Source organism: Streptomyces sp. PA03-3a (genome assembly GCF_033792735.1).
Classification (GTDB): domain Bacteria; phylum Actinomycetota; class Actinomycetes; order Streptomycetales; family Streptomycetaceae; genus Actinacidiphila.
This window is the reverse complement of the sequence record NZ_JARAVM010000005.1, coordinates 47,638-70,620: the sequence shown is the minus strand read 5'-3', so window position 1 is coordinate 70,620 and position 22,983 is coordinate 47,638. Positions and strand designations below refer to the sequence as shown.

The 22,983-nt window shown below is 73.8% G+C and carries 20 protein-coding genes and 1 pseudogene; 7 read left to right on the top strand and 14 right to left on the bottom strand.

Annotated features, from left to right (window positions below):
• Positions 1 to 32: 32 nt before the first annotated feature.
• Genes PV342_RS07440 through PV342_RS07430 form a run of 3 tightly spaced genes read right to left on the bottom strand, consistent with a single transcriptional unit; the run spans position 33 to position 2,897 of the window.
• Complete coding sequence (locus PV342_RS07440) at positions 33 to 1,367, bottom strand: hemolysin family protein (protein WP_018556642.1); 1,335 nt, start codon at positions 1,365 to 1,367, stop codon at positions 33 to 35.
• A gap of 5 nt (positions 1,368 to 1,372) precedes the next feature.
• Positions 1,373 to 1,870, bottom strand: coding sequence for an rRNA maturation RNase YbeY (ybeY, locus tag PV342_RS07435; protein ID WP_018556641.1), 498 nt, complete (start codon positions 1,868 to 1,870; stop codon positions 1,373 to 1,375).
• 13 nt (positions 1,871 to 1,883) lie between these two features.
• Positions 1,884 to 2,897 (bottom strand): PhoH family protein, encoded by a 1,014-nt coding sequence (locus PV342_RS07430; protein WP_089221495.1) that lies wholly within the window; start codon positions 2,895 to 2,897, stop codon positions 1,884 to 1,886.
• A 136-nt stretch (positions 2,898 to 3,033) separates the two neighbouring features.
• Here PV342_RS07430 and PV342_RS07425 point away from each other — a divergent pair, with 136 nt between their 5' ends.
• Positions 3,034 to 3,549: a GNAT family N-acetyltransferase gene (locus PV342_RS07425; protein ID WP_400801570.1), complete on the top strand. Its 516-nt coding sequence runs from the start codon at positions 3,034 to 3,036 to the stop codon at positions 3,547 to 3,549.
• An 83-nt stretch (positions 3,550 to 3,632) separates the two neighbouring features.
• On the opposite strand, the gene PV342_RS07420 is transcribed toward PV342_RS07425, so the two are convergent.
• Positions 3,633 to 4,730: a carbohydrate kinase family protein gene (locus PV342_RS07420; protein ID WP_018556636.1), complete on the bottom strand. Its 1,098-nt coding sequence runs from the start codon at positions 4,728 to 4,730 to the stop codon at positions 3,633 to 3,635.
• A gap of 126 nt (positions 4,731 to 4,856) precedes the next feature.
• Between PV342_RS07420 and PV342_RS07415 the strand changes: the two genes are divergently transcribed.
• Positions 4,857 to 5,720 carry an FHA domain-containing protein gene (locus PV342_RS07415; protein ID WP_500316235.1) on the top strand — a complete coding sequence of 288 codons (864 nt, stop codon included), beginning with the start codon at positions 4,857 to 4,859 and terminating at the stop codon, positions 5,718 to 5,720.
• A 265-nt stretch (positions 5,721 to 5,985) separates the two neighbouring features.
• Entirely contained in the window at positions 5,986 to 6,801 is an 816-nt protein-coding gene (locus PV342_RS07410; RefSeq protein ID WP_500316233.1) for an HAD family acid phosphatase, read from the top strand.
• On the opposite strand, the gene PV342_RS07405 is transcribed toward PV342_RS07410, so the two are convergent.
• The 8 genes from PV342_RS07405 to hrcA form a co-directional block, all read right to left on the bottom strand.
• On the bottom strand, positions 6,789 to 7,304 hold the full coding sequence (locus tag PV342_RS07405; protein ID WP_396346034.1) for a hypothetical protein: 516 nt from the start codon (positions 7,302 to 7,304) through the stop codon (positions 6,789 to 6,791). The two genes, PV342_RS07410 and PV342_RS07405, sit on opposite strands and share 13 nt — an antisense overlap.
• 70 nt (positions 7,305 to 7,374) lie before the next feature.
• Complete coding sequence (locus PV342_RS07400) at positions 7,375 to 8,364, bottom strand: adenosine deaminase (protein ID WP_400801561.1); 990 nt, start codon at positions 8,362 to 8,364, stop codon at positions 7,375 to 7,377.
• Positions 8,365 to 8,394: 30 nt separating this feature from the next.
• On the bottom strand, positions 8,395 to 9,309 hold the full coding sequence (locus PV342_RS07395) for a ribonuclease Z (RefSeq protein WP_400801558.1): 915 nt from the start codon (positions 9,307 to 9,309) through the stop codon (positions 8,395 to 8,397).
• 6 nt (positions 9,310 to 9,315) lie between these two features.
• Positions 9,316 to 9,675 carry a histidine triad nucleotide-binding protein gene (locus tag PV342_RS07390; protein ID WP_386993747.1) on the bottom strand — a complete coding sequence of 120 codons (360 nt, stop codon included), beginning with the start codon at positions 9,673 to 9,675 and terminating at the stop codon, positions 9,316 to 9,318.
• A gap of 108 nt (positions 9,676 to 9,783) precedes the next feature.
• Positions 9,784 to 13,059, bottom strand: coding sequence for a S41 family peptidase (locus PV342_RS07385; protein ID WP_400801556.1), 3,276 nt, complete (start codon positions 13,057 to 13,059; stop codon positions 9,784 to 9,786).
• An 86-nt stretch (positions 13,060 to 13,145) separates the two neighbouring features.
• On the bottom strand, positions 13,146 to 13,883 hold the full coding sequence (locus PV342_RS07380; protein ID WP_386993749.1) for a 16S rRNA (uracil(1498)-N(3))-methyltransferase: 738 nt from the start codon (positions 13,881 to 13,883) through the stop codon (positions 13,146 to 13,148).
• 127 nt (positions 13,884 to 14,010) lie between these two features.
• On the bottom strand, positions 14,011 to 15,150 hold the full coding sequence (gene dnaJ / locus PV342_RS07375; RefSeq protein ID WP_089221484.1) for a molecular chaperone DnaJ: 1,140 nt from the start codon (positions 15,148 to 15,150) through the stop codon (positions 14,011 to 14,013).
• Positions 15,150 to 16,166: a heat-inducible transcriptional repressor HrcA gene (gene hrcA, locus PV342_RS07370; protein WP_026250542.1), complete on the bottom strand. Its 1,017-nt coding sequence runs from the start codon at positions 16,164 to 16,166 to the stop codon at positions 15,150 to 15,152. The genes dnaJ and hrcA overlap by 1 nt, the downstream gene beginning before the upstream one ends.
• Before the next feature lie 207 nt (positions 16,167 to 16,373).
• Here hrcA and PV342_RS07365 point away from each other — a divergent pair, with 207 nt between their 5' ends.
• Positions 16,374 to 17,108, top strand: a complete 735-nt coding sequence (locus tag PV342_RS07365) for an MBL fold metallo-hydrolase (protein WP_500316229.1) — start codon at positions 16,374 to 16,376, stop codon at positions 17,106 to 17,108.
• Between the two features lie 30 nt (positions 17,109 to 17,138).
• On the top strand, positions 17,139 to 17,966 hold the full coding sequence (locus tag PV342_RS07360) for a DUF3097 domain-containing protein (RefSeq protein WP_500316227.1): 828 nt from the start codon (positions 17,139 to 17,141) through the stop codon (positions 17,964 to 17,966).
• Between the two features lies 1 nt (position 17,967).
• Here PV342_RS07360 and hemW read toward each other — a convergent pair whose 3' ends face one another.
• Positions 17,968 to 19,200, bottom strand: coding sequence for a radical SAM family heme chaperone HemW (hemW, locus tag PV342_RS07355; protein ID WP_361006713.1), 1,233 nt, complete (start codon positions 19,198 to 19,200; stop codon positions 17,968 to 17,970).
• Positions 19,201 to 19,303: 103 nt separating this feature from the next.
• Positions 19,304 to 21,136, bottom strand: a complete 1,833-nt coding sequence (locus tag PV342_RS07350) for a SpoIIE family protein phosphatase (RefSeq protein WP_500316225.1) — start codon at positions 21,134 to 21,136, stop codon at positions 19,304 to 19,306.
• A gap of 239 nt (positions 21,137 to 21,375) precedes the next feature.
• On the opposite strand from PV342_RS07350, the pseudogene PV342_RS07345 reads away from it, so the two are divergent.
• A pseudogene (locus tag PV342_RS07345) lies at positions 21,376 to 22,290 on the top strand (HAMP domain-containing protein); the annotation flags it as partial.
• 149 nt (positions 22,291 to 22,439) lie between these two features.
• On the top strand, positions 22,440 to 22,979 hold the full coding sequence (locus PV342_RS07340) for a response regulator (RefSeq protein ID WP_500316436.1): 540 nt from the start codon (positions 22,440 to 22,442) through the stop codon (positions 22,977 to 22,979).
• The last annotated feature ends 4 nt before the right edge of the window (positions 22,980 to 22,983 follow it).

The following is a 22,983-nucleotide window of genomic DNA, read 5'->3' as shown; positions in this document are numbered from 1 at the left end:
CCGTGAGCCCCGCACGGGGGAAGGGCGCGGCACTACCCGCCGTGCATCGCCCCGTCCGGCTCCGGACCCGCGCCGTCCTCGTCCACGACGGCGGCGACCGGCTCGACGAGGACCGCGCCGATCCGGTTGCGGCGGCCCGACGGGGCCTCCGCGGTGAGGCGCAGCGCGGCCGGCGCGTGGGGGGCCGAGGCGGTCTCGGGGAGCGCGACGACGGCGGAGGCACCGGGGATCGGCACGCGGCCCAGAACCTTGGCGAGCAGGCCGCCGACGGTCTCGACGTCCTCGTCGTCCAGGTCCACTCCGTAGAGCTCGCCCAGATCGCCCAGGTCGAGGCGGGAGGTGACGCGGTAGCGGCCCTCGCCGAGCTCCACGACCGGGGGCAGCTCGCGGTCGTACTCGTCGGTGATCTCTCCGACGATCTCCTCCAGGATGTCCTCGATGGTGACGATGCCGGCCGTGCCGCCGTACTCGTCGATGACGACGGCGACGTGGTTGCGCTCGCGCTGCATCTCGCGCAGCAGGTCGCCGGCGTTCTTGGTGTCGGGGACGAAGTAGGCGGGGCGCATCAGCGAGGAGACGGGGTCGGTCTCGGCGTCCCGGTTGATGTGCACCCGGCGGGCGAGGTCCTTGAGGTAGACGATGCCGACGATGTCGTCCTCGCTCTCGCCCGTGACCGGGATGCGCGAGAAACCGCTGCGCAGGGCGAGGGTCATGGCCTGGCGGATCGTCTTGAAGCGTTCGATGGCGACGAGCTCGGTGCGCGGCACCATCACCTCGCGGACCAAGGTGTCGCCGAGCTCGAAGACGGAGTGCACCATGCGGCGCTCCTCGTCCTCGATGAGGGACTCGCTCTCGGCGAGGTCCACCAGCGCGCGCAGCTCCGCCTCGGAGGCGAACGGGCCCTGGCGGAAGCCCTTGCCGGGGGTGAGGGCGTTGCCGAGGAGGATCAGCAGCGCCGGGACCGGGCCCATGACCCGGGCCAGCGGCAGCAGCACGTACGCCGCCGCGGTGGCGGTGTTGAGCGGGTGCTGGCGGCCGATGGTGCGGGGCGAGACGCCCACCGCGACGTAGGAGACCACGATCATGACGGCGACCGCCACCAGGACCGCCTGCCAGGTCCGCTCGAAGTGCCGGACGCACACGACGGTCACCAGCACCGCCGCCGCCATCTCGCAGGCCACCCTGACCAGCAGCGCGACGTTGAGGTAGCGGGTCGGGTCCGAGGAGACCGCCAGCAGCTTGTCCGCCCCGCGCCGGCCGGCACGCACCGCTGCCTCCGCCCGGAAGCGGGAGGTGCGGGCGATACCGGCCTCGGCGCAGGCGGCCAGCCAGGCGACGACGACCAGCAGGACGGCGAAGACCACCATCGCGATCAGTGGGTGGTCGTCGGGGCCGGCGAAGGCCCCTGGATGCCGCGCTCGGCGCGCCAGCCGTCGAGGATGGCCTTCTGCAGGCCGAACATCTCGGCCTTCTCGTCGGCCTCGTCGTGGTCGTAACCGAGCAGGTGCAGCACCCCGTGGACGGTGAGCAGCTGCAGCTCCTCGTCCATGGAGTGCTTGGTCACGGCCGCGTCGCCCTGCTTCTTGGCCACCTCGGGGCAGAGCACGATGTCCCCGAGCAGGCCCTGCGGGGGCTCCTCGTCGTCCTTCCCGGGACGCAGTTCGTCCATCGGGAAGGACATGACGTCGGTGGGGCCCGGTTCGTCCATCCACTGGATGTGCAGCTGCTCCATGGCGTCGGCGTCGATCGCGATGACCGAGAGCTCGGACAGCGGGTGGATACGCATGTGCTGCAGGGCGTAGCGGCTGATGTCGAGCACCGCCGCCTCGTCGAAGTCCCAGCCGGATTCGTTGTTGACGTCGATCGCCATAGTGCTTCGGTGGCTACTTTCGGTTGCCGTTGAGGTCGTCGTAGCGCTCGTAGGCGTCCACGATGCGCCCGACCAGCTTATGGCGTACGACATCCGTGCTCGTCAGACGCGAGAAGTGCACGTCCTCGAGGCCTTCGAGGATGTCCACGACCTGGCGCAGCCCGCTCTTCGTGCCACCGGGGAGGTCGACCTGCGTGACGTCTCCGGTGATGACGATCTTGGAGTCGAAGCCGAGGCGGGTGAGGAACATCTTCATCTGCTCGGCGCTGGTGTTCTGCGCCTCGTCGAGGATGATGAACGCGTCGTTGAGCGTGCGTCCGCGCATGTAGGCCAGAGGAGCGACCTCGATCGTGCCGCTCGCCATGAGGCGGGGGATCGAGTCGGGGTCGATCATGTCGTGCAGCGCGTCGTACAGCGGGCGCAGGTACGGGTCGATCTTCTCGTAGAGCGTGCCCGGCAGGAAGCCGAGCCGCTCGCCCGCCTCGACGGCGGGGCGGGTCAGGATGATCCGGTTGACCTGCTTGGACTGCAGGGCCTGGACGGCCTTGGCCATGGCCAGGTACGTCTTGCCGGTGCCGGCCGGCCCGATGCCGAAGACGATCGTGTGCTTGTCGATCGCGTCGACGTAGCGCTTCTGGTTGAGGGTCTTGGGGCGGATCGTGCGGCCCCGGCTGGACAGGATGTTCTGGGTGAGCACCTGGGAGGGGGTCTCCTCCAGGCCGTCGGTTCCGCTGTCCTGCCGGAGCATGGCGATCGACCGCTCCACTGCGTCCTCCGTCATCGGCTGGCCTGTGCGCAGTACCAGCATCATCTCGTCGAAGAGGCGCTGGACCAGTGCGACGTCCGCGGGTTCCCCGCTCGCGCTGATCTCATTGCCTCGTACATGGATGTCGACCGCCGGGAACGCCTGCTCTATGACGCGCAACAGCGAGTCCCCCGACCCCAGGACGGTCACCATGGGGTGCTTCGCCGGTACGACGAAGTGGGCGCTCGCCTGCCGTTGCTGCGTTGTCCGTGTCTGAGTCATGGGCCAGGCTCGACGGCCTGCTCATCCCGCCTTCTGCTGTTCGGCATGCCACTGGGCTTGGGGTTCAAGGGTACGTCGGTGCGGCTTGGGTTCCGAGAGGTTTTACGCTCCGTCACGCGCCGGGTAGAACAGCAGAATGAAGATCCGCACCGGAGGACCCGGGGACCTGCCCGCCACGCTCGCCCTGCTCGACGGGGCCGTCGAGTGGCTCACCGCTCGCGGCCACGCCGGCCAGTGGGGCACCCGCCCCTGGTCCTCCCGGCCCCCGGCGGTGGAGCGCGTGACCCGGTACGCCGAGGAGTACCTGCTGCGCGTCGCCGAGACCGGCGGCCGGGTGGTGGGCGTCTGCGTGCTGGCCGAGGAGAGGCCCGACTACGCCCCGCCCGTGGACGAGCGCGAGCTGTACGTCCGGCTGCTGGTCACCGACCGGTCGCTCTCCGGCAGCGGCATCGGCGCGGCCCTGGTGGAGGACGCCGTCGCCGAGACCCGGCGGCGCGGCATCCGGCTGCTGCGGGTCGACTGCTACGCGGGCGGCGAGGGCCGGCTCGTACGGCAGTACGAGGCCCTGGGCTTCACCCGTGCCCAGCCCTTCGCCGTCAGCCGGGAGGAGGGCGACCCCTGGCCGGGGCAGATCCTGGAACGCCGGGCGTGACGGCGCATGCGAAACGCGAGGGCGGCAGGCTGCCCCGTCGACGTCATCGGCTGACGCCCTCCCGCCGCCCGGCGCACACCGCGTCAGCGCATCGGTGGCGGACGGAAGCCGACCGTCGGCACCGCCCGGCGCAGGGGCCAGCGGCGGGTGCCGGTGGGCAGCAGGTCGTCCAGGAAGGCGTAGCGGCGCAGTGCGGAGCGGTCCTGGTCGTCGTAGGCCTTGGCGTGCTGCCACCAGGCCGCGATCTCGATCCAGCCGGGCGCCGACAGCGAACCGCCGAACTCCTTCACCGACAGCGCCGCCGTGAGGCACGCGAAGGCCAGCCGGTCGGCGAGGGCCCAGCCGGCCAGGGTGCCGGTCAGGAAGCCCGCGACGAAGACGTCCCCGGCGCCCGTGGGGTCCAGGGCCTCGACGGAGAGCGCCGGGACCTCGGCCGCCTGCCCGGCGGCGGAGTCCACCGCGTACGCGCCCTCGGATCCCAGCGTGACCACCGCCAGGGGGACCAGCTCGGCCAGCTTGCGGGCGGCGGTGCGGGGGCAGTCGGTGCGGGTGTAGCGCATGGCCTCGGCCGCGTTCGGCAGGAAGGCCTCGCAGTGCGCCAGGTCGGCGAGGTCGGCGCGGTCCCAGCGGCCGCTGTCGTCCCAGCCGACGTCGGCGAAGATCCGGCTGCCCCGCCCGGCGGCGGTGCCGATCCACTCCTGCTGCGGGACTCCGGGCACCAGGGAGGCCACGCACGCTCGGCTCGGCGGCGGGCACGGCGGGGCGGGCTCCTCGGGCGGCGGGGCCTCGTGGCCGTGACTGACCATGGTGCGCTCGCCCTCGTACGCCATGGAGACGGTGACCGGGGAGTGCCAGCCGGGGATCTTGCGGGACAGCGCCAGCTCGATGCCCTCGCCCGCGGCGAGAGCGTCCCAGCAGTAGTCCCCGTACACGTCGTCGCCGAAGGCGGCCGCGAGCGAGGTGCGCAGCCCCAGCCGGGCGAGGGCGGTCGCCATGTTGGCCACGCCGCCGGGGCTGGAACCCATGCCGCGCGCCCACGACTCGGTGCCGCGGACTGGCGCGCTGTCCAGACCGGTGAAGATGATGTCCAGGAAGACCGTGCCGGTCAGGTACACATCGGTCTCCGGGTCGTCCGGCCCGCGTACCGCCGCGAGCGGGTCGAGGACGGGCTGGTCTTCCACCCGGGCTCCTCCCGGCCTGGTGTCGTTCCGACCGATCGTACGCGCGCCCGGGGCCTTGACCAGCGTTTGTCCGCGCGGGGACGCGGACGGATGCTGAGGGAAAGCGGATGACCCCAGGGGCTGGAGATGCCCGGACACTCGGCCGCACCGCCGCAACTGATCGTGACCACGGGGCCGGACGCCGGACGGGCCTACGCCGTTCCGGCCGGCTACTGCGAGATCGGCAGGCTCGCCGGCAGCGGGATCCGGCTGGACGCGGAGGGCGTGAGCCGGCGGCACGCCGCGATGAACCGCGCCGGCAGCCACGTCGTGCTCAGCGACCTCGGCTCGACCAACGGCACCTACCTCAACGGGACCCTGCTCGACGCGCCGCGCCCCCTCCGCGACGGGGACCTGCTCCGCATCGGCCACGTCGAACTGCGGCTGTCGGTGGAGGCGGCCCGGCACGGGCGGGCGCGTCCGGGGGATCCCGAGGACGGCGCCGCGGAGGAGCGCGGCGAGGATCCGGGCGCCGCTCCCCCGCCTCCGGCCGTCCTCCACGACCTCGGGGACACCCGGACCCCGTCCGGGCCCGGCGGCACCCACCGCTACGCCTCCGGGCGCGCGCAGTACCTCGCGGGTCGCCGGCGCTACGGGGGCGGCGGCGACGGCCGTGAGGCGGACCCCGGGGCCGACGACGAGGCCTGCACCGGGCTGTTCCGGGTGCGGGGGGCCGGGCGGGTGCTCATGGCGGCCGGGGTGCTGGTGGCGCTCGCCGGGTTCGCCGTCTGGGTGTCCCTGATCCTCAGCCTGCTGGGCGGTGCGGGCAGCGCGCAGGCCCCGCCGGACCCCTTCGCGGAGTCCCTGTGGGGGCTGCCGAAGGCACCGCTGGGCTTCACCGCGTTCGCGGCGGGCGCCGTGCTCTGCGCGGGCGGTGCGGCCCTGTCGAGGCACACCCGTGCAAAGGGCGCGGCACCGGGGCGGCGCGGTCCCGGACGGCACCGCCACTGACCCTCGAACGGGTACCGGCAGGGCGGCGCGGCCGCCCGGCCGCGGCGGCATGCCAAAGCTTTGCCGGTCCTTTCCGCACGTGGCGACCTGGGCTGATCCGGCCTCGGGCGGCGATTCCGGTTCATCGCGCGTAGACAGCCCTTGACCAGCATGATCGGGACCCCTAGCGTCGCCGCGTCAACGAGCCCCGCAGGGCCGGGCATCCGCCTCGAACGCGTGGGCCCGGCCGTGTGCGCCCTCCCGGCCGGATCGAAGGAGCCCCCAGATGCCCGCAGCCAGGCCGTCCGTGTTCACCCGCGGGCGCACCCGCACCGTCGCCGCCGCCGTCGCCGCGGTGGCGGCCGCCGCCACCCTCTACGGGGTCGGCGCGGCGACCGCGGACACCTCCGTGCCGCGCAGCGACAAGCAGATCCCCAACCTGACCGACGTGGTCAACGACATCAAGGCGTACTACGGCGACACCGTCGACGCCTCGGGCGAGCACCAGGCCGCGGCCGACGGCAACTACGCCAAGCAGGTCACCGGCATCGAGAAGAAGGCCCAGGACTACCTGCGGGACGCCCTCGCGAAGCCCGCGCACCACCGCCACGGCAAGCCGGCGATCGTCCTGGACGTCGACGACACGTCCCTGCTGACGTACAACTACGAGCTCGAGGTGGGCTTCGACTACACGCCCGCCTCCAACGACGCGTACATCCAGAACAAGGACATGGCCCCGGTCCCCGGCATGCCCCAACTGGCCGACTGGGCCGCCGACCACGGTGTGACCGTCTTCTGGATCACCGGCCGCCCGGAGACGCAGCGCGCCGCGAGCGTCCGCAACCTCGGGGCCGCCGGCTACACCTCCACCGCCGACCCGGCCCACTTCTTCCTGAAGAACAAGGTCGCGACCGACTACCTGCCCTGCTCCGCCCCGACGTGGACCTGCTCCACCGTCGACTACAAGGCGGGCACCCGGGCCCACATCGAGGCGCAGGGGTACGACATCGTCGCCAACTTCGGCGACCAGTACAGCGACCTGAACGGCGGTCACGCCGACAAGTCGTTCAAGCTCCCCAACCCGATGTACTACGTGCCCTGACCGGCGGCGGGCCGCCAGCCCGCGGTGCCCGTCCCGCCGCGCGGGGGACGGGGGCCGCGGCGGCGGGCGCGGGCCAGCCACAGGCCGCGGCCCAGCGACCACAGCACCAGCCCGGCGACCAGGGGCCCGCCGAGCAGCATCGCCAGCCCGGCGCCGATGTTGGCGCCGATCACCCCGGCCGTCACCGTCCGCCAGATCGCGCCGGTCAGCAGCCCGGCCGCGAGCAGCGGCCCGATGACCTCCCACCACCGGCCGTCGAAGCGGTCCGGCCCGGGACGGGAGGCCCGGCCCAGCAGCACCGCCGCGCCGGTGGCCAGCACGGCGGCGGCCGCGCCGATCGCGGTCTCCGCCCCCGCCGGTATGCCGAAGGGCCGCACCAGGTAGTCCAGTTCGGAGGGGTCGAAGCCCGCGGCGTCCTGCCGGCCCATGAGCCCCCAGGTGGCGACGGGCGTGGTCACGATCAGCGTGACGGCCGCTGCGGGCCGCATCAGGTGCCTTCGCATGACTCCATGCTCCGCCCGCGCGGCACGCCCCGCATGAGTGCGCGTACTCAGACGGCACGCGCGGCGGCACTCAGAACGTGTGGGCGTCCACCTCGGCGAGGTACCGGGCACGCAACTCCTCGTCGTCGTCGAGGAAGGCGGCCAGGAAGGAGTTGCGGGCGAGCCTGCGCAGGTCGTCCTCGCCGAGCGGCAGCGCGCCGGCCACGGCGTCGAAGGTGTCGCCCGCGTAGCCGCCGAAGTAGGCGGGGTCGTCGGAGTTCAGGGTGACCATCAGGCCCGCGTCGAGCATGGCGGGCAGCGGGTGGTCGGCGAGGGTGTCCACGCAGCGCAGCCGTACGTTGGACAGCGGGCAGACGGTCAGCGGCACCTGGTCGCGGACCAGCCGGGCCACCAGGTCCGGGTCCTCCATGCTGCGGATGCCGTGGTCGATCCGGTCGACGCCGAGCACGTCCAGCGCCTCCCGCACATACGCCGGCGGACCCTCCTCGCCCGCGTGCGCGACCCGGCGCAGACCCGCCGCCGCGGCGGCCTCGTACACCGCTCGGAACTTCGACGGCGGGTGGCCGACCTCGGCGGAGTCCAGGCCGACGGCGCTGATCCGGTGCAGGTGGGGCCGGGCGGCCTCGAAGGTCTCCAGCGCGGACTCGGCGGACTCGTCCCGCAGGAAGCACATGATCAGCCGCGTGCTGACGCCGTGCCGCTCCGGGGCGCGGTCCAGGGCCCTCGCCAGGCCCTCCACCACCGTGCCGAGCGGGACGCCGCGCGCGGTGTGCGCCTGCGGGTCGAAGAAGACCTCGGCGTGCCGCACGCCCTGCGCGGCGGCGCGGGCGAGGTAGGCGTCGGCGAGGTCGGCGAAGTCCTGCTCCGTGCGGAGCACGGCCATGAGCGCGTAGTACAGGTCGAGAAAGGACTGCAGGTCGCTGAAGGAGTAGGCCTGCCGCAGCTCCTCGGTCGAGGCGTACGGCAGGTCGACCCCGTTCCGCTCGGCGAGGGCGAAGGCGAGCTCGGGTTCGAGGGTGCCTTCGATGTGCAGATGCAGTTCGGCCTTGGGGATGCTCACCCGGCAACCGTACAGGTCAGAGGCGTTCGGCTAGGTCTGGCGGCGCTTCGGGACGGCGACCCGGCCGAGGTCCTGGGCGACCGTCAGCTCGCCCTCGAAGCCCGCGTCCCGTGCCTGGCGCTCGAAGTCCGCCGGGTCGGTGTAGCGCTGCGAGAAGTGCGTGAGCACCAGGTGCCGGACGCCGGACTCCGCCGCCACGCGGGCGGCCTGACCAGCCGTCAGATGCCCGTGCTCCTCGGCGAGCGCGGCGTCCTCGTCGAGGAAGGTCGACTCGATGACGAGCAGGTCGCAGCCGTCGGCGAGGGCGTACACGGCGTCGCAGAGCCGGGTGTCCATCACGAAGGCGAAGCGCTGCCCCGGGCGCGGCTCGCTCACCTCGGCGAGCGTCACCCCGTCCACCTCGCCCTCGCGCTGCAGCCGGCCCACCGCCGGGCCGGTGATGCCGTGCGCGGCCAGCCGCTCCGGCAGCATGCGACGCCCGTCGGGCTCGACCAGCCGGTAGCCGTACGCCTCCACCGGGTGCGACAGCCGGCGCGCCTCCAGCAGGAAGGCGCCGGACTCGACCAGCACCACCGCCTCGCCCTTCACCGGTTCCTCACGCAGGGCCACCGTCTCGCGGTAGGCGGTGGCGTAGCGCAGCCGGTCGAAGAAGCGGCGGCCGGACTCGGGGTAGTGGGCCGTGACGGGGTGGGGCACCCGGTCGAGGTTGATCCGCTGGATCACCCCGGCGAGGCCCAGGCTGTGGTCCCCGTGGAAGTGGGTCACGCACAGCCTCGTCAGGTCGTGCGCCGCCACACCGGCCCGCAGCATCTGGCGCTGTGTACCCTCCCCCGGGTCGAAGAGGATGCCCTCGGCGTCCCAGCGCAGGAAGTAGCCGTTGTGGTTGCGGTGCCGGGTCGGAACCTGGCTGGCCGTGCCGAGCACGACCAGTTCACGTGCGGACACCGGCGGTTATCCGGGCGGCCACTCGAAGCCACGGCCGCCCAGCACGTGGGCGTGCGCGTGGAAGACGGTCTGGCCGGCCCCCGCGCCGGTGTTGAAGACGATCCGGTAGCCGCTCCCGGCCACCTTGTCCTCGGTCGCCACCTCGCCCGCCTCCCGCAGCACGTCCGCGGCGAGTTGGGGCGCCCGGGCGGCCAGCGAGGCGGCGTCCGGGTAGTGCGCCTTGGGGATGACCAGAACGTGCGTCGGCGCCTGGGGGTTTATGTCGCGGAACGCGACGGTCGTCTCGGTCTCCCGCACGACGGTCGCGGGGACGCTCCCCGCGACGATCTTGCAGAACAGGCAGTCCGCCTGCGGCTCTCCCGCCACCTGACGCCTCCGTCCAGGGGTTGATCAGTACGTCCCGCATGCTACCGGTGCCCCCCGCGGCGGCGCGCCGCCGCGGGGCCCGGGTCGCGCCGGGCCCCGCTCCCGCCGCTACGGCAACGGGGGCGCGGTGCGGGCCGGATCGGCCTCCAGCGCCTCCAGCGCGAGACGGACGGCCTCGTCCAGCTGCGGGTCCCGCCCGGCGGCCGAGTCCTGCGGGGTGTGGACGACCTCGACGTCCGGGTCGACGCCGTGGTTCTCCACGTCCCAGCCCACGCCCTCCAGCCAGGTGGCGTACTTCGGCTGGGTGACCAGCGTCCCGTCGACCAGGTGGTAGCGGGAGTCGATGCCGATGACGCCGCCCCAGGTCCTGGTGCCCACCACGGGCCCGATCCCCAGCGCCCTGATCGCCGCGTTGACGATGTCGCCGTCCGAGCCGGAGAACTCGTTGGCGACGGCCACGACGGGCCCGCGCGGCGCGTCCAGCGGGTAACTGGAGGCCGGCAGCCCGCGGGGCAGGTTCCAGCCCACGATCCGCCGCGCCAGCTTCTCCACGACCAGCTGCGAGGTGTGGCCGCCGCGGTTCTCCCGCACGTCGACGACCAGCCCCTCCCGCACGACCTCCACGCGCAGGTCGCGATGGAGCTGGGCCCAGCCGGAGCCGACCATGTCGGGCACGTGCAGATACCCCAGCCGGCCGCCGGACAGCTCGTGCACGTACGCCCGGCGCCCGGCGACCCAGTCGTGGTAGCGCAGCGGCTCCTCGTCCGCGATGGGCACGACGACCACATGGCGCGCCGCCCCGCCGTCGGCGGGGCCGACGGTGAGCTCGACGGGCTTGCGCACGGTGCCCATCAGCAGCGGGCCGGGGCCGGTCAGCGGATCCACGGGCCGTCCGTCCACCGCGAGGATCGCGTCGCCCGCGCGGACCGCGGCGCCCGGCGCGGCCAGCGGGGAGCCGGCCATCGGGTCGGAGGTCTCCGAGGGCAGCACCCGCTCCACGCGCCACACGCCGTCCGCGTCCCGGGCGAGGTCCGCGCCCAGCAGGCCCTGGCGGTGCAGCCCGTCGCCGCGGCCGCCGTACGGCACGACGTAGGCGTGCGAGGTGCCGAGCTCGCCCGCCACCTCCCAGAGCAGGTCGACGAGGTCGTCGTGGGTGGCGACCCGGTCCAGGACGTGCCGGTAGCGCTCGCGCACCCCGTCCCAGTCGACGCCGCCCATGTCGGCGCGCCAGAAGTTGTCCCGCATCAGGCGGTGCGACTCGTCGTACATCTGCCGCCACTCGGCCTGCGGGTCCACGGTGACGCGGACCCGGGAGAGGTCGACGGTGACGTTGCTGTCGGTCTCGTCCTCGGACGGGGCCGACTTGTGGTCGGCCGCGGCGACCCGCAGCCGGTGACCGGACGTCACCAGCACCTTGTTGCCGTCGCCGCTGACGGCGTAGTCGTCGGCGTCGTCGGCGATGTCCTCCACGCGCAGCTGCTTGAGGTCGTAGCGCTCCAGCGCGGTGGACGGCGGCTCGGCCTCGGGTGAGGCCAGGCTCGCGCCCAGGACCCCGCGCACGGGGTGGCGCAGCCACAGGACGCCGTCCTTGGCCGCGCGCAGGGTGGAGTAGCGGGCCGCCTCCACCGGGAAGGGGACGATGCGGTCGGCCAGGCCCTCGGCGTCCACCCTGGTGACGGGGGTGCGGGGGCGGTCCTCGCCGTCCTCCGTGCGGGAGTCCTTCTTGCCCTCGTCCTGGGCGCGGTCCTCGCCGTCCTTGTCCTCGGCGGAGGAGTCGACCGGGCGGCCGTGGCGCTGCGGGCCGAAGGGGGAGGGCGTGGTGGCGGCGAGCGTGATCAGGTGGGGGCGACAGGCGCGCAGGAAGGCCATGTCGAAGACGTGGTCGTCGTAGACCGGGTCGAAGGAGCGCTCGGACAGGAACGCCAGGTGCTTGCCGTCGGCGGTGAAGGCGGGCGAGAAGTCCTGGAAGCGCAGCGGCGTCGCGTCGACGACGGTGAGGTCGGCGGTCGAGGCCAGCTTGAGCTGGCGCAGCGGGTCGGGTCCGGCGTGCGACCAGGCGAGCCAGGCCGAGTCGGGCGAGAAGGCGAGGCCGGTGGCGTGGCCGTGCTCGCCCTCCACGACGGTGCGGACCTCTCCGGTCTGGGCCTCGACGAGCAGCACCCGGCCGTCGTGCGAGGCGACGGCGATCCGGTGGCCGTCCGGTGAGACGGTCATCCCCAGCACCCGGCCGAGCCGCCCCGAGGCCAGCCGGCGGGGCGCTGCGGTGCCGGTGCCCGCCGCGGGGGCGATCTCCAGCGCGTCCTCGCCCTCGGCGTCGGTGACCCAGACGACCTGCTGGTCGCCCTCGCCGCCGAACACCCGCGGCAGCCTCGTGCGCACCCCGGGCTCGGCCGACAACGCCCGTGCCGGGCCGCCGCGGTGGGTGACCCAGTGCGTGGTGCCGCGGATCTCGACCGCGCTGCCGCGGCCGGTGTGGTCGGGCCGCGCGTCGCCGAGGTGGTAGGCCGCGTGGATCGGGTGCGGCTGCAGGTCGGCGCGCTGGCCGCCGAGGCGCACCTCGACCGGGCGGGCCTCGGCGCCGTCGAGGTCGTCCAGCAGGAACAGCCGGCCGGTGCTGGTGTAGACGACGCGGGAGCCGTCGGTGGCGGCCTGCCGGGCGTAGAAGCCGCCGTCCGCCACGGAGGTGTGGCGGCGCAGGTCCGAGCCGTCGGGGAGGCTGGAGTAGACGGCGCCGACGCCCTCGTGGTCGGAGAGGAAGGCGATCCTGTCCCCCACCCACATCGGGTACTCCAGGTTGCCGTCCAGGCCGGTGTGGATCCGCTCGAACTCCCCCTCGCCCGTGCGGTCGATCCACAACTTGCCCGCGGTGCCGCCCCGGTAGCGCTTCCAGGCCGCCGCCTCACGGCCCATCGTGGCCGACAGCAGCAGCACGGCCCCGTCCGGCCCGTGGGCGACGGCCCCGACCGGCCCGTACGGCAGCGTCGAGGCGGGACCGCCGTCGACCGGGATCGCCCGCGCCCAACTGCGGCGCAGCGACGCCTGCCCGTACGTGCTGATGGCCAGCACGTCGCCGCCGGGCGTCCAGCCCCGTACGGAGGTGCGCACGCTGCCCCAGTGCGTCAGCCGCTTCGACGGCCCGCCGTCGGCGGCCGCGACGTGCACCTCGGGTGCGCCGTCCCGCGTGGAGGTCCACGCGATGAGCGTCCCGTCGGGCGAGAACCGCGGATGGCCGACCGGCATGTTGTCGGCGCTGACCCGCCAGGCCCGTCCGCTGCCGTCCAGCGGGGCGGCCCAGACGTCGTCCTCGGCGGTGAAGGTGATCAAGTCACCGTGCAGGTGCGGGAAGCGGAGGTACGCGGGATGCGAAGGCTGCGGCTGCGTCACGTCGTCACATTAACCACCCGGCGCCCGGCTGGTCAGGGGTTTTCGATCTCATTGCCCGCCGGGGGGACGCCACCTCGGCGGCCGCGTCAGCCCCAGCGTCCGGTACGTCCCAGCAGGAGGGCCGTGGCGGCGACACCCGCGGTGGAGGTGCGCAGCACGCTGGCGCCGAGGCGGTACGGCTTCGCGCCTGCCGCGGCGAAGGCGTCGAGCTCCTCCGGGGAGACCCCGCCCTCGGGACCGACGACGAGCACGATGTCGCCCTCGGGCGGCAACGGGGCCGTGGCGAGGGGCTCCGAGCCCTCCTCGTGGAGGACCGCGGCGAACGCGGCGCCGGACAGCAGCCCGGCGAGCTGACGGGTCGTCAGCAGATCGCCGACCTCCGGGAACCGCAGCCGCCGGGCCTGCTTGGCCGCCTCACGGGCGGTGGACCGCCACTTGGCCAGCGACTTGGCGCCGCGCTCGCCCTTCCACTGGGTGATGCAGCGCGCGGCGGCCCACGGCACGACGGCGTCGACGCCGACCTCGGTCATGGTCTCGACGGCGAGTTCCCCTCGGTCGCCCTTGGGCAGCGCCTGGACGACCGTGATCCGCGGGCGGGGCTCGGACTCCTCGCGGACCTCGGCGACGGCGACCTCGAGCGTGTCCTTGCCGTCGACGGCCGCCACCGTGCCGTACGCGCCGCGCCCCAGGCCGTCGGTGAGCACGATCTCCTCGCCGGCCCGCAGCCGGCGCACGGACACCGCGTGCCGCCCCTCGGGGCCGGAGAGCGTGATGCGGTCCGGGCCCAGCGCGCCGGGTTCGACGACGAAGACGGGTGCGGTCACGGCGCGATCCTCGGGGAGCGGTGGGTCAGGGCGGCCATGCGCCCATCGTTTCACGGCACGCGACGGCCCGCGGTCCAGGGTGTCGTGCACCCCGGCCGCGGGCCCCCGGGTGGCTGGGCCTGTCGCCCTAGCGCCCGTTGAACGCGTCCTTGAGGCGGGAGAACAGCCCCTGCTGGCCCGGCTGGAACTGCCCCAGGGGCCGCTCCTCGCCGCGCAGCTTCGCCAGGCGGCGCAGCAGTTCCTCCTGCTCCGGGTCGAGCTTGCCCGGGGTCTGCACCTCGACGTGCACGATGAGGTCGCCCCGGCCGCCGCCGCGCAGGTGCGTGACGCCGCGCTGGTGGAGCGGGATCGACTGGCCGGACTGCGTCCCGGGCCGGATGTCGATCTCCTCCAGCCCGTCCAGGGTCTCCAGCGGGACCTTGGTGCCCAGCGCCGCCGCCGTCATCGGAATGGTGACGGTGCAGTGCAGGTCGTCACCACGCCGCTGGAACATCTGGTGCGGGAGCTCACGGATCTCGACGTAGAGGTCGCCGGCGGGGCCGCCGCCGGGGCCGACCTCGCCCTCGCCCGCCAGCTGGATGCGGGTGCCGTTGTCGACACCGGCCGGGATCTTGACCGTCAGCGTGCGCCGCGAACGGATCCGGCCGTCGCCCGCGCACTCCGGGCACGGGTTGGGGACGACGGTTCCGAAGCCCTGGCACTGGGGGCACGGGCGGGAGGTCATGACCTGGCCGAGGAAGGACCGCGTGACCTGCGAGACCTCACCGCGGCCGCGACACATGTCACACGTCTGCGCGGTCGTGCCCGGGGCGGCGCCCTCGCCGTGGCAGGTGTTGCAGACGATGGCCGTGTCGACCTGGATGTCCTTGGTCGTGCCGAAGGCCGCCTCGTCCAGCTCGATCTCCAGCCGGATCATCGCGTCCTGGCCGCGCCGGGTGCGCGAGCGCGGGCCGCGCTGGGACGCCGTGCCGAAGAAGGCGTCCATGATGTCGCTGAAGTTGCCGAAGCCCTGGCCGAAGCCCGCGCCCGCGCCCGCACCGCCGCCGTTGGCGGACAGCGGGTCGCCGCCGAGGTCGTAGACCTGCTTCTTCTGCGGGTCCGAGAGCACCTCGTAAGCGGCGTTGATCTCCTTGAACCGCTCCTGGGTCTTCGGGTCCGGATTGACGTCCGGGTGCAGCTCTCGCGCGAGACGGCGGAAGGCCTTCTTGATCTCGTCCGGTCCTGCGTCGCGGCGCACGCCGAGCACGGCGTAATAGTCCGTGGCCACTACGACTCCGCCAGGATCTGTCCGACGTAACGTGCCACTGCGCGTACCGCTCCCATCGTTCCGGGGTAGTCCATGCGGGTCGGTCCGACCACGCCGAGTTTCGCCACCGCCTCGTCGCCCGAACCGTAGCCGACGGAGACGACCGATGTGGAGTTCAGGCCCTCATGGAAGTTCTCGTGACCGATTCTCACCGTCACGCCCGAATCCTTGGCCTCGCCCAGCAGCTTGAGGAGCACCACCTGCTCCTCGAGCGCCTCCAGCACCGGGCGGATCGTCAGCGGGAAGTCGTGCCCGAAGCGGGTCAGGTTGGCCGTGCCGCCGAGCATGATCCGCTCTTCGGTCTCCTCGACCAGGGTCTCCAGGAGTGTGGCGAGCACCACCTGGACGGAGGGCCGGTCGTCGGGCTCGAAGCCCTCGGGGAGCTCCTGCACCAGCGGCGGGACGTCGCTGAACCGGCGCCCCACCACCCGGCTGTTCAGCCGGGCGCGCAGGTCGGCCAGCACGGTCTCGCCGACCGGTGCCGGGGCGTCCACCAGTCGCTGCTCCACCCGTCCGGTGTCCGTGATCAGCACCAGCATGACCCTGGCCGGGGCGAGCGCGAGCAGTTCGACGTGGCGCACCGTCGAGCGGGTGAGCGACGGGTACTGGACGATCGCGACCTGCCGGGTGAGCTGCGCAAGCAGCCGGACCGTCCGGGCCACCACGTCGTCGAGGTCGACGGCGCCGTCCAGGAAGTTCCCGATGGCCCGGCGCTCGGCGCCGGACAGCGGCTTGACACTGGTCAGCCGGTCGACGAAGAGCCGGTAGCCCTTGTCGGTCGGCACGCGGCCGGCGCTGGTGTGGGGCTGCTGGATGTAGCCCTCGTCCTCCAGCACGGCCATGTCGTTGCGGACGGTGGCCGGGGAAACGCCGAGGGCGTGCCGCTCGGTCAGCGCCTTGGAGCCGACCGGCTCCTCGGTGCCCACGTAGTCCTGGACGATGGCACGCAGCACTTCCAGTCGTCGTTCACTGAGCATCGCGCACCTCCAGTCGCTCGGTCACCGTGCGGGTCGTGTCGCCCCCGTGGCCTGGCACTCCTCTGGGCTGAGTGCCAGTTTTCCCCAAGTCAGTGTACGGCGGGGTGGCAAGACCTCGGCAAGGGCCGTCCACGGGTCCGGTCCCGGGACGTCCTTGACCGGCCACCGTAGCGGGCGCGGGGCAGGTCGCGGGGATACCGTCACGTTGTGGAGACCACACCGACCGCGCCGGGCTCCCCCGGCGGCTGGGAACAGCTCGCCCCGGGCGTCGCACGGCGGCGGCTGCCCTTCCTCGACGTGACCGTCGGGGTGGTCGTCGGCGACGACGGCGTGCTGCTGATCGACACGGGCTCCTCCGTCCCCGAGGGCGCCGGACTCCGCCGTGAGGTCCGCGAACTGACCGGGCGGGACGTGACGCACATCGCACTCACCCACGGCCACTTCGACCACGTCTTCGGCACCGCCGCGTTCGAGGGCGTCCAGGTCTTCGGCGAGATGACGCTCGACACCTACCTCGGCCGCGAGCGCTTCTCGCTGGGCCGGGACGCGGTCCGGCACGGCGCCGGCGAGGCCGAGTCCGCGCGGGCGGCGGAGGCCCTCGTGCACCCCGGTCACCTCGTGGACGGCTCCTGCGAACTCGACCTCGGCGGCGACCGGCAGGTCCTGCTGGTCCACCCGGGTGAGGGGCACACCACGCACGACCTGGCGGTGGTCGTGCCGGGCACGCCGGCCGTGGTCTTCTGCGGCGACCTCGTCGAGGAGTCCGGCGAGCCCCAGGCCGGGCCCGACGCCGCCCCGCACGCCTGGCCCGCCGCCCTGGACCGGCTGCTCGTGCTGGGCGGCGAGACCGCGCTGTACGTGCCGGGCCACGGCGCGGTCGTCGACGCCCGCTTCGTCCGCGCCCAACGGGACGCGCTCGCCGCCCGGTTCGGATCCGCCTGAGCGGCGTGCCGCGCGGATACGATCGCAGGCATGCGCAGCCGCAGCTACGACCCCGACCTCACCCCGCCGTGGAAACGGCCCGCCACGCCCGCGCCCGAGGTCGCCGCCGAGCGGGACCTGGTGGTGGAGGAGGTCTCCACCGGCTTCTGCGGCGCCGTCGTCCGCTGCGAGAAGACCGCCGAGGGCCCCACGGTCACCCTCGAGGACCGCTTCGGCAAGCACCGCGTCTTCCCCATGGCACCCCGCGGCTTCCTCCTGGAGGGCCGCGTGGTCACCCTCGTGCGCCCCTCCGCCGCCCCCGCGGGCGGCCCGCGGCTTACCGCCTCCGGCTCCCTCGCCGTCCCCGGCGCCCGGGCCCGGGTCGCCCGCGCCGGCCGTATCTACGTCGAGGGCCGCCACGACGCGGAACTGGTCGAGCGCGTCTGGGGCGACGACCTGCGGCTCGAGGGCGTCGTCGTCGAGTACCTGGAAGGCGTCGACGACCTCCCCGCCATCGTCGCCTCCTTCGCCCCCGGCCCGGACGCGCGCCTCGGCGTGCTCGTCGACCACCTGGTGCCCGGCAGCAAGGAGTCCCGGATCGCCGCGGAGGTCACCGGCGAGCACGTCCTGGTCGCCGGCCACCCCTACATCGACGTCTGGGAGGCCGTGAAGCCCTCCTCCGTCGGCATCCCCGCCTGGCCGGCCGTCCCCCGCGGCCAGGACTGGAAGACCGGCGTGTGCCGCGCCCTGGGCTGGCCGGAGAACACCGGCGCCGCCTGGCAGCGCATCCTGGGCGCCGTCCACTCCTACAAGGACCTCCAGCCGGAACTGCTGGGGCGCGTGGAGGAGCTGATCGACTTCGTCACGGCCCCGGCGTGAGTCAGTCGACCAGGTCCCTGACGACGGCGTCGGCCAGCAGGCGGCCGCGCAGCGTGAGGACGGCACGGCCCTCACGGTAAGGACCGGTCTCCAGGAGCCCGTCCCTTACGGCGCGCTCCGCGGCCCCGGCGCCCGCCGGGGCGAGCACGTCCAGCGGGCAGCCGTCGGACAGCCTCAGCTCCAGCAGGATCCGCTCCACCCGGCGGTCCTCCGCCGCCAGCACCTCACGGCCCGCCCCGGGACTGCGGCCCTCGGCGAGCGCCGCGGCGTACGCCGCGGGGTGCTTCACGTTCCACCACCGCACCCCGCCCACGTGGCTGTGCGCGCCGGGCCCGGCTCCCCACCAGTCCGCGCCGGTCCAGTACAGCTCGTTGTGGCGGCACCGGGCCGCCTGCGAGGTCGCCCAGTTCGACACCTCGTACCAGCCGTAGCCGGCCGCCGCCAGGCGCTCCTCCGCGATCAGGTAGCGGTCCGCGTGCACGTCGTCGTCCGTCATCGGCACCTCGCCGCGCCGTATCCTGCGCGCCAGCTGCGTACCCTCCTCCACGATCAGCGCGTACGCCGACACATGGTCGGGCCCCGCGCCGATCGCGGCGTCCAGCGACGCCCGCCAGTCGTCGTCCGACTCCCCGGGTGTGCCGTAGATCAGGTCCAGGTTGACGTGCTCGAACCCCGCCGCCCGGGCCTCCGCCACACACTGCTCCGGGCGGCCCGGCGTGTGCCGCCGGTCCAGTACCTGCAGCACGTGCGGGCGGGCGCTCTGCATCCCGAACGAGAGCCGCGTGTACCCCCCGGCCCGAAGCTCCTCCAGATACGCCGGGTCCACGGACTCCGGGTTCGCCTCCGTGGTGACCTCCGCACCCTCCGCCAGGCCGAACTCGTCCCGGATGGCCCCCAGCATCCGGGCCAGGTCCGCGGCCGGCAGCAGGGTCGGCGTCCCGCCTCCGACGAACACGGTCTCGACGCGGCGGGGGTCGTCGCCCAGCACCTTGCGGGCCAGCCGGATCTCGTCGACCAGGGTGTCCGCGTAGTTCTCCCGGGAGGCGAGCACGCCCCCGGTGCCGCGCAGCTCGGCGGCAGTGTAGGTGTTGAAGTCGCAGTACCCGCAGCGGGTGGCGCAGTACGGGACGTGCAGGTAGAACCCCAGGGGGCGGGAGTCCGCGCCGTGCAGCGCGGTCGGGGGGAGCGCGCCGTCCTCCGGCATGGGCTCCCCGTCGGGCAGTACGGATGGCATGCGTCCCATTGTCCGCCATCCCTTCCGAGGGCGGTTCCGGTCCCCTCGTGCGGGGCCTGGTTGTCGTATGCGGCTCCGCTGCGCCTGCGGGCGGCTGCGCCCCTCACTGGGCCTGAAGCACGAGCACCGCGAGATCATCATCCGGCGGCGCCACGTCGTACTCGTGCACCGCCCTCCGGATCCGCTCCGCCACCCCCGCCGCCCCCAGCCCGGCGCAAGCCGCCAGCACGGCCGCCAGCCCGTCGTCGTCGTCGAACTGGCGGCTCCCGTTGCGCCGCTCCGTCACCCCGTCCGTGACGCACAGCAGCGTGTCCCCGGGGGCCAGCCGGAACGATTCGCTGCGGTAGCGCGCGTCGTCCGTGATCCCCAGCAGTATCTGCGGCACCGCGGCGGGCCGTACCGCGCCGTCCCCTGTCAGCAGGAGCGGAAGGGGGTGCCCGGCGCTGGCCAGGGTGCACAGGGCGCCGCCGCCCGGCGCACCGGCGCCCTCCCCCACCCCCTCCGGCACGATCTCCCCGTACAGCAGGGACAGGAACCGCGGCCCCGTGTCCCACCCCGGCCCGAGCGCGTCGCCGAGCGTGGCCGCGGCGGCCTCGTCCGCGAGCGCGCGGTTGAGCCGGTCGAGGACCTCCGTGACGCCGTACCCCTCGCGCGCGAGAAGCCGCATGACGGGCCGGGCGAGGCCGGTGACCGCGGCCGCCTCGGGGCCGTTGCCCTGGACGTCGCCGAGGGCGAAGCACCAGCGGCCGCCGCCCGCGGGGAAGAGGTCGTAGAAGTCGCCGCCGACGACGTCGGCACGCGTGGGCTCGTAGACGACGGCCGTGTCGAGGCCCGGCACCGCGCCGAGCCCCGCGGGCAGCAGGCCGCGCTGCAGGACCCGGCTGATCATGGCCTGGCGCGTGTACTGCCGGGCGGTGCCCACCGCCAGTGCGACGCGGCGCGCGAAGTCCTCGATGAGGCCGATGACCTCGTCGGGGAAGCGCATCAGTCCGGTACGCCCGAGCAGCAGCGTGCCGTGGCAGCGGCCGCCGGTGACCAGGGGGCAGGCGAGGGCCGCGCCGAACGCGTCCGCGCCCTGGGCCGTGGCGGGCCACGGCCAGGGCACGGCGCCGGCGCGGGAGGAGGGCGGCGGCGGTTCCTTCTCCAGCACCATGCGCAGCTCGTCGATGCGGCCCTCCGTGGCGTGCCAGACGCGCGCCAGGCGCGGCTCGGCACCCTCGGGCCCGTCCCCGGAGAGCCAGACCGCGCACCAGTCGGCGAGGCGGGGCACGAGCAGCTGCCCGGCGAGCGAGGCGACCATGTCCTCGTCGAGCTGCCCGGCGAGCAGGTCGGATGCCTCGGCGAGGAAGGAGAGCGAGCCGCGGTTGATCCACTCGCTGTCGTACCGCCGCGGCAGCCGGTACGCCGTCGGCGCGAGGATCTCGGTGGCGCGCAGTCCGCGCAGCAGGGCGCGGTCGGCCTCGGGGGCCGGCGGCAGCGTCCCCACGGGCTCGCGGTCGGCGGCCAGCCGGCACCAGATGGTCTTGAGCTCGCGCCGGTAGGTGATGCCCCACTCCTCGGAGAGCGCGGAGACGAGCTGCAGTCCGCGCCCTCCGTCGCGGCCCTCGCGGGCGAGTTCGGCCCGGTCGCGGACGACCCGGGCCGGGTGGTGGTCGGAGACCTCGACGACGAGTCCGCCCTCCTCGCGTCCGCCGGGCGCCGGACTCTCCAGCCGGCAGAGCAGCTCGACGGTGGTGCCGGCGTGGATGACGGCGTTCGTGACGAGTTCGCTCACGAGCAGCACCGCGTCGTCCACGAGGTGGTCACCGATGCTCTCGGCCGGCCAGGGTTCCTCGGTGGTCCACTCGGCCAGCGCGGCACGGACGAACTTCCTTGCCGCGGAGGCTGCCAGCTGGTTGCCGGGCAGGCTGGTACGGGAAACGAACTCCCGTGGCATGGAATCTGGCCCCACTGTGCGGCTCCCGAGCAGATCCGGCATTGCGCCCTTAACGGCACGCCCAGCGTGACAGACTGAGCGCGCTCATAAGCGCCGAGTCACCGAAGAAGGCCGTCATGGCTCTTAAATCGGCTGTTCCCGCCCCGAAAACCGCGACTCCTGCGCGTCCGCGTGTCGCCGACCCACCCACGGACGGTGAGTGGATACGCGCGGCGGAACTGCGGCCGCTGCTGACGGCGATGCGCTCCTTGCGCGACGGCGACTTCCGGGTGCGACTGGGCGAAGGGACGGAGGGGGTGCCGGCCGCAATCGCCGGAACGTTCCACCGGATCGTCGCCCGGGAGCGGCACTTCTCCGCCGAACTGGGCCGTGTCAAGCGGGAGGTCGTACGCCGGGGCGGGCTGGACGAACGGCTCGCGGAGAGCCCGGGCCAGGGCTCCTGGGCGATGAGCGCGCAGGCGGCGAACGCCACCCGTGTGCTGGACGCCGTGGCGGACGGGGAACTGGCCCAGCGGGTGGACCTGCACGACGGCAGCCGGCCGCTCCGCGGCTACCTGCGCAGGCTCGGCCGGGCGGTCAACCGCATGGTGGGCCAGATGTCGCGGTTCACCGGCGAGGTGACCCGGGTAACCCGCGAGGTCGGCACCGAAGGCCGGCTCGGAGGCCGTGCCAAGGCGCGCGGGCTGTCCGGCAGTTGGCGGGACGTGACCGAGGCGGTCAACACGGTGGCGGCCCGGCTGACCGCCCAGGTCAGCGACTTCGCGCTGGTGACGACGGCGGTGGCGCGGGGCGACCTGACCCGCGAGGTGACGGTCGAGGCGACCGGTGAGCTGCTGGAGTTCAGGCTCACCGTCAACACGATGGCGGACCAGCTCTCCGCCTTCGCGGACGAGGCGGCCCGGGTCGCCCGCGAGGTCGGCACCGAGGGCCAACTGGCCGGCCGCACACAGGTCCGCGGCGTCTCCGGCGTCTGGAAGGACCCCACCGACAACGTCGACTTCATGGCGTCCGACCTCACCTCCCAGGTCCGCAACATCGCCCAGGTGACGACGGCCGTCGCCAACGGCGACCTCTCGCGGAAGATCACGGTCGACGCGCAGGGCGAGATCCTGCAGCTGAAGTCGACGATCAACACGGTGGTCGGCCGACACTCCGACCCCGAGGCGGGACGGGACGACGGACGGGCCCGTCCCGGTCCCGGCGGCCCGGGCGCCGGCTCAGACGACCCCGCGAGGCCCGCGTCGTGACCACGGGCGCCACCGGCACGGTCGCGGGGAAGGCGGGCATCCTCCTCGTCGACGACATGGAGGACAACCTCGTCGCCCTCGAGGCCATCCTCGGCCCCCTCGACCAGCCGCTGGTCCGCGCCCGTTCCGGGGAGGAGGCGATGAAGGCGCTGCTGCGCCAGGAGTTCGCGGTGGTGCTCCTCGACGTCCTGATGCCCGGCATGGACGGCTTCGAGACGGCCGCGAACATCAAGCGCCTCGACCAGACCAAGGACATCCCGATCATCTTCCTGACCGGGAACGACCTGGACACCACTTTCGCCTTCCGCGGCTACGCCACCGGCGCGGCGGACTACCTCACCAAGCCCTTCGACCCCTGGGTGCTGCGCGCCAAGGTGACGGTCTTCCTCGAACTGCACCACACGTCACGCCAGTTGCGGGGACTGCTGGAGCGCGACCGGGACCGGCTGGAGGCGGTCGAGCAGCGCCTCGCGGCCGTCGAGCGGCAACTCGCCGCCGACGGCCGCCCGGAGGTCACCGCGCTCGCCCACCGCGTGGCCCGGCTGGAACGCGCCCTGCGCGGGGTGGGCCTGTCGGGCCCCCGGACGGGCGACTGAGGCG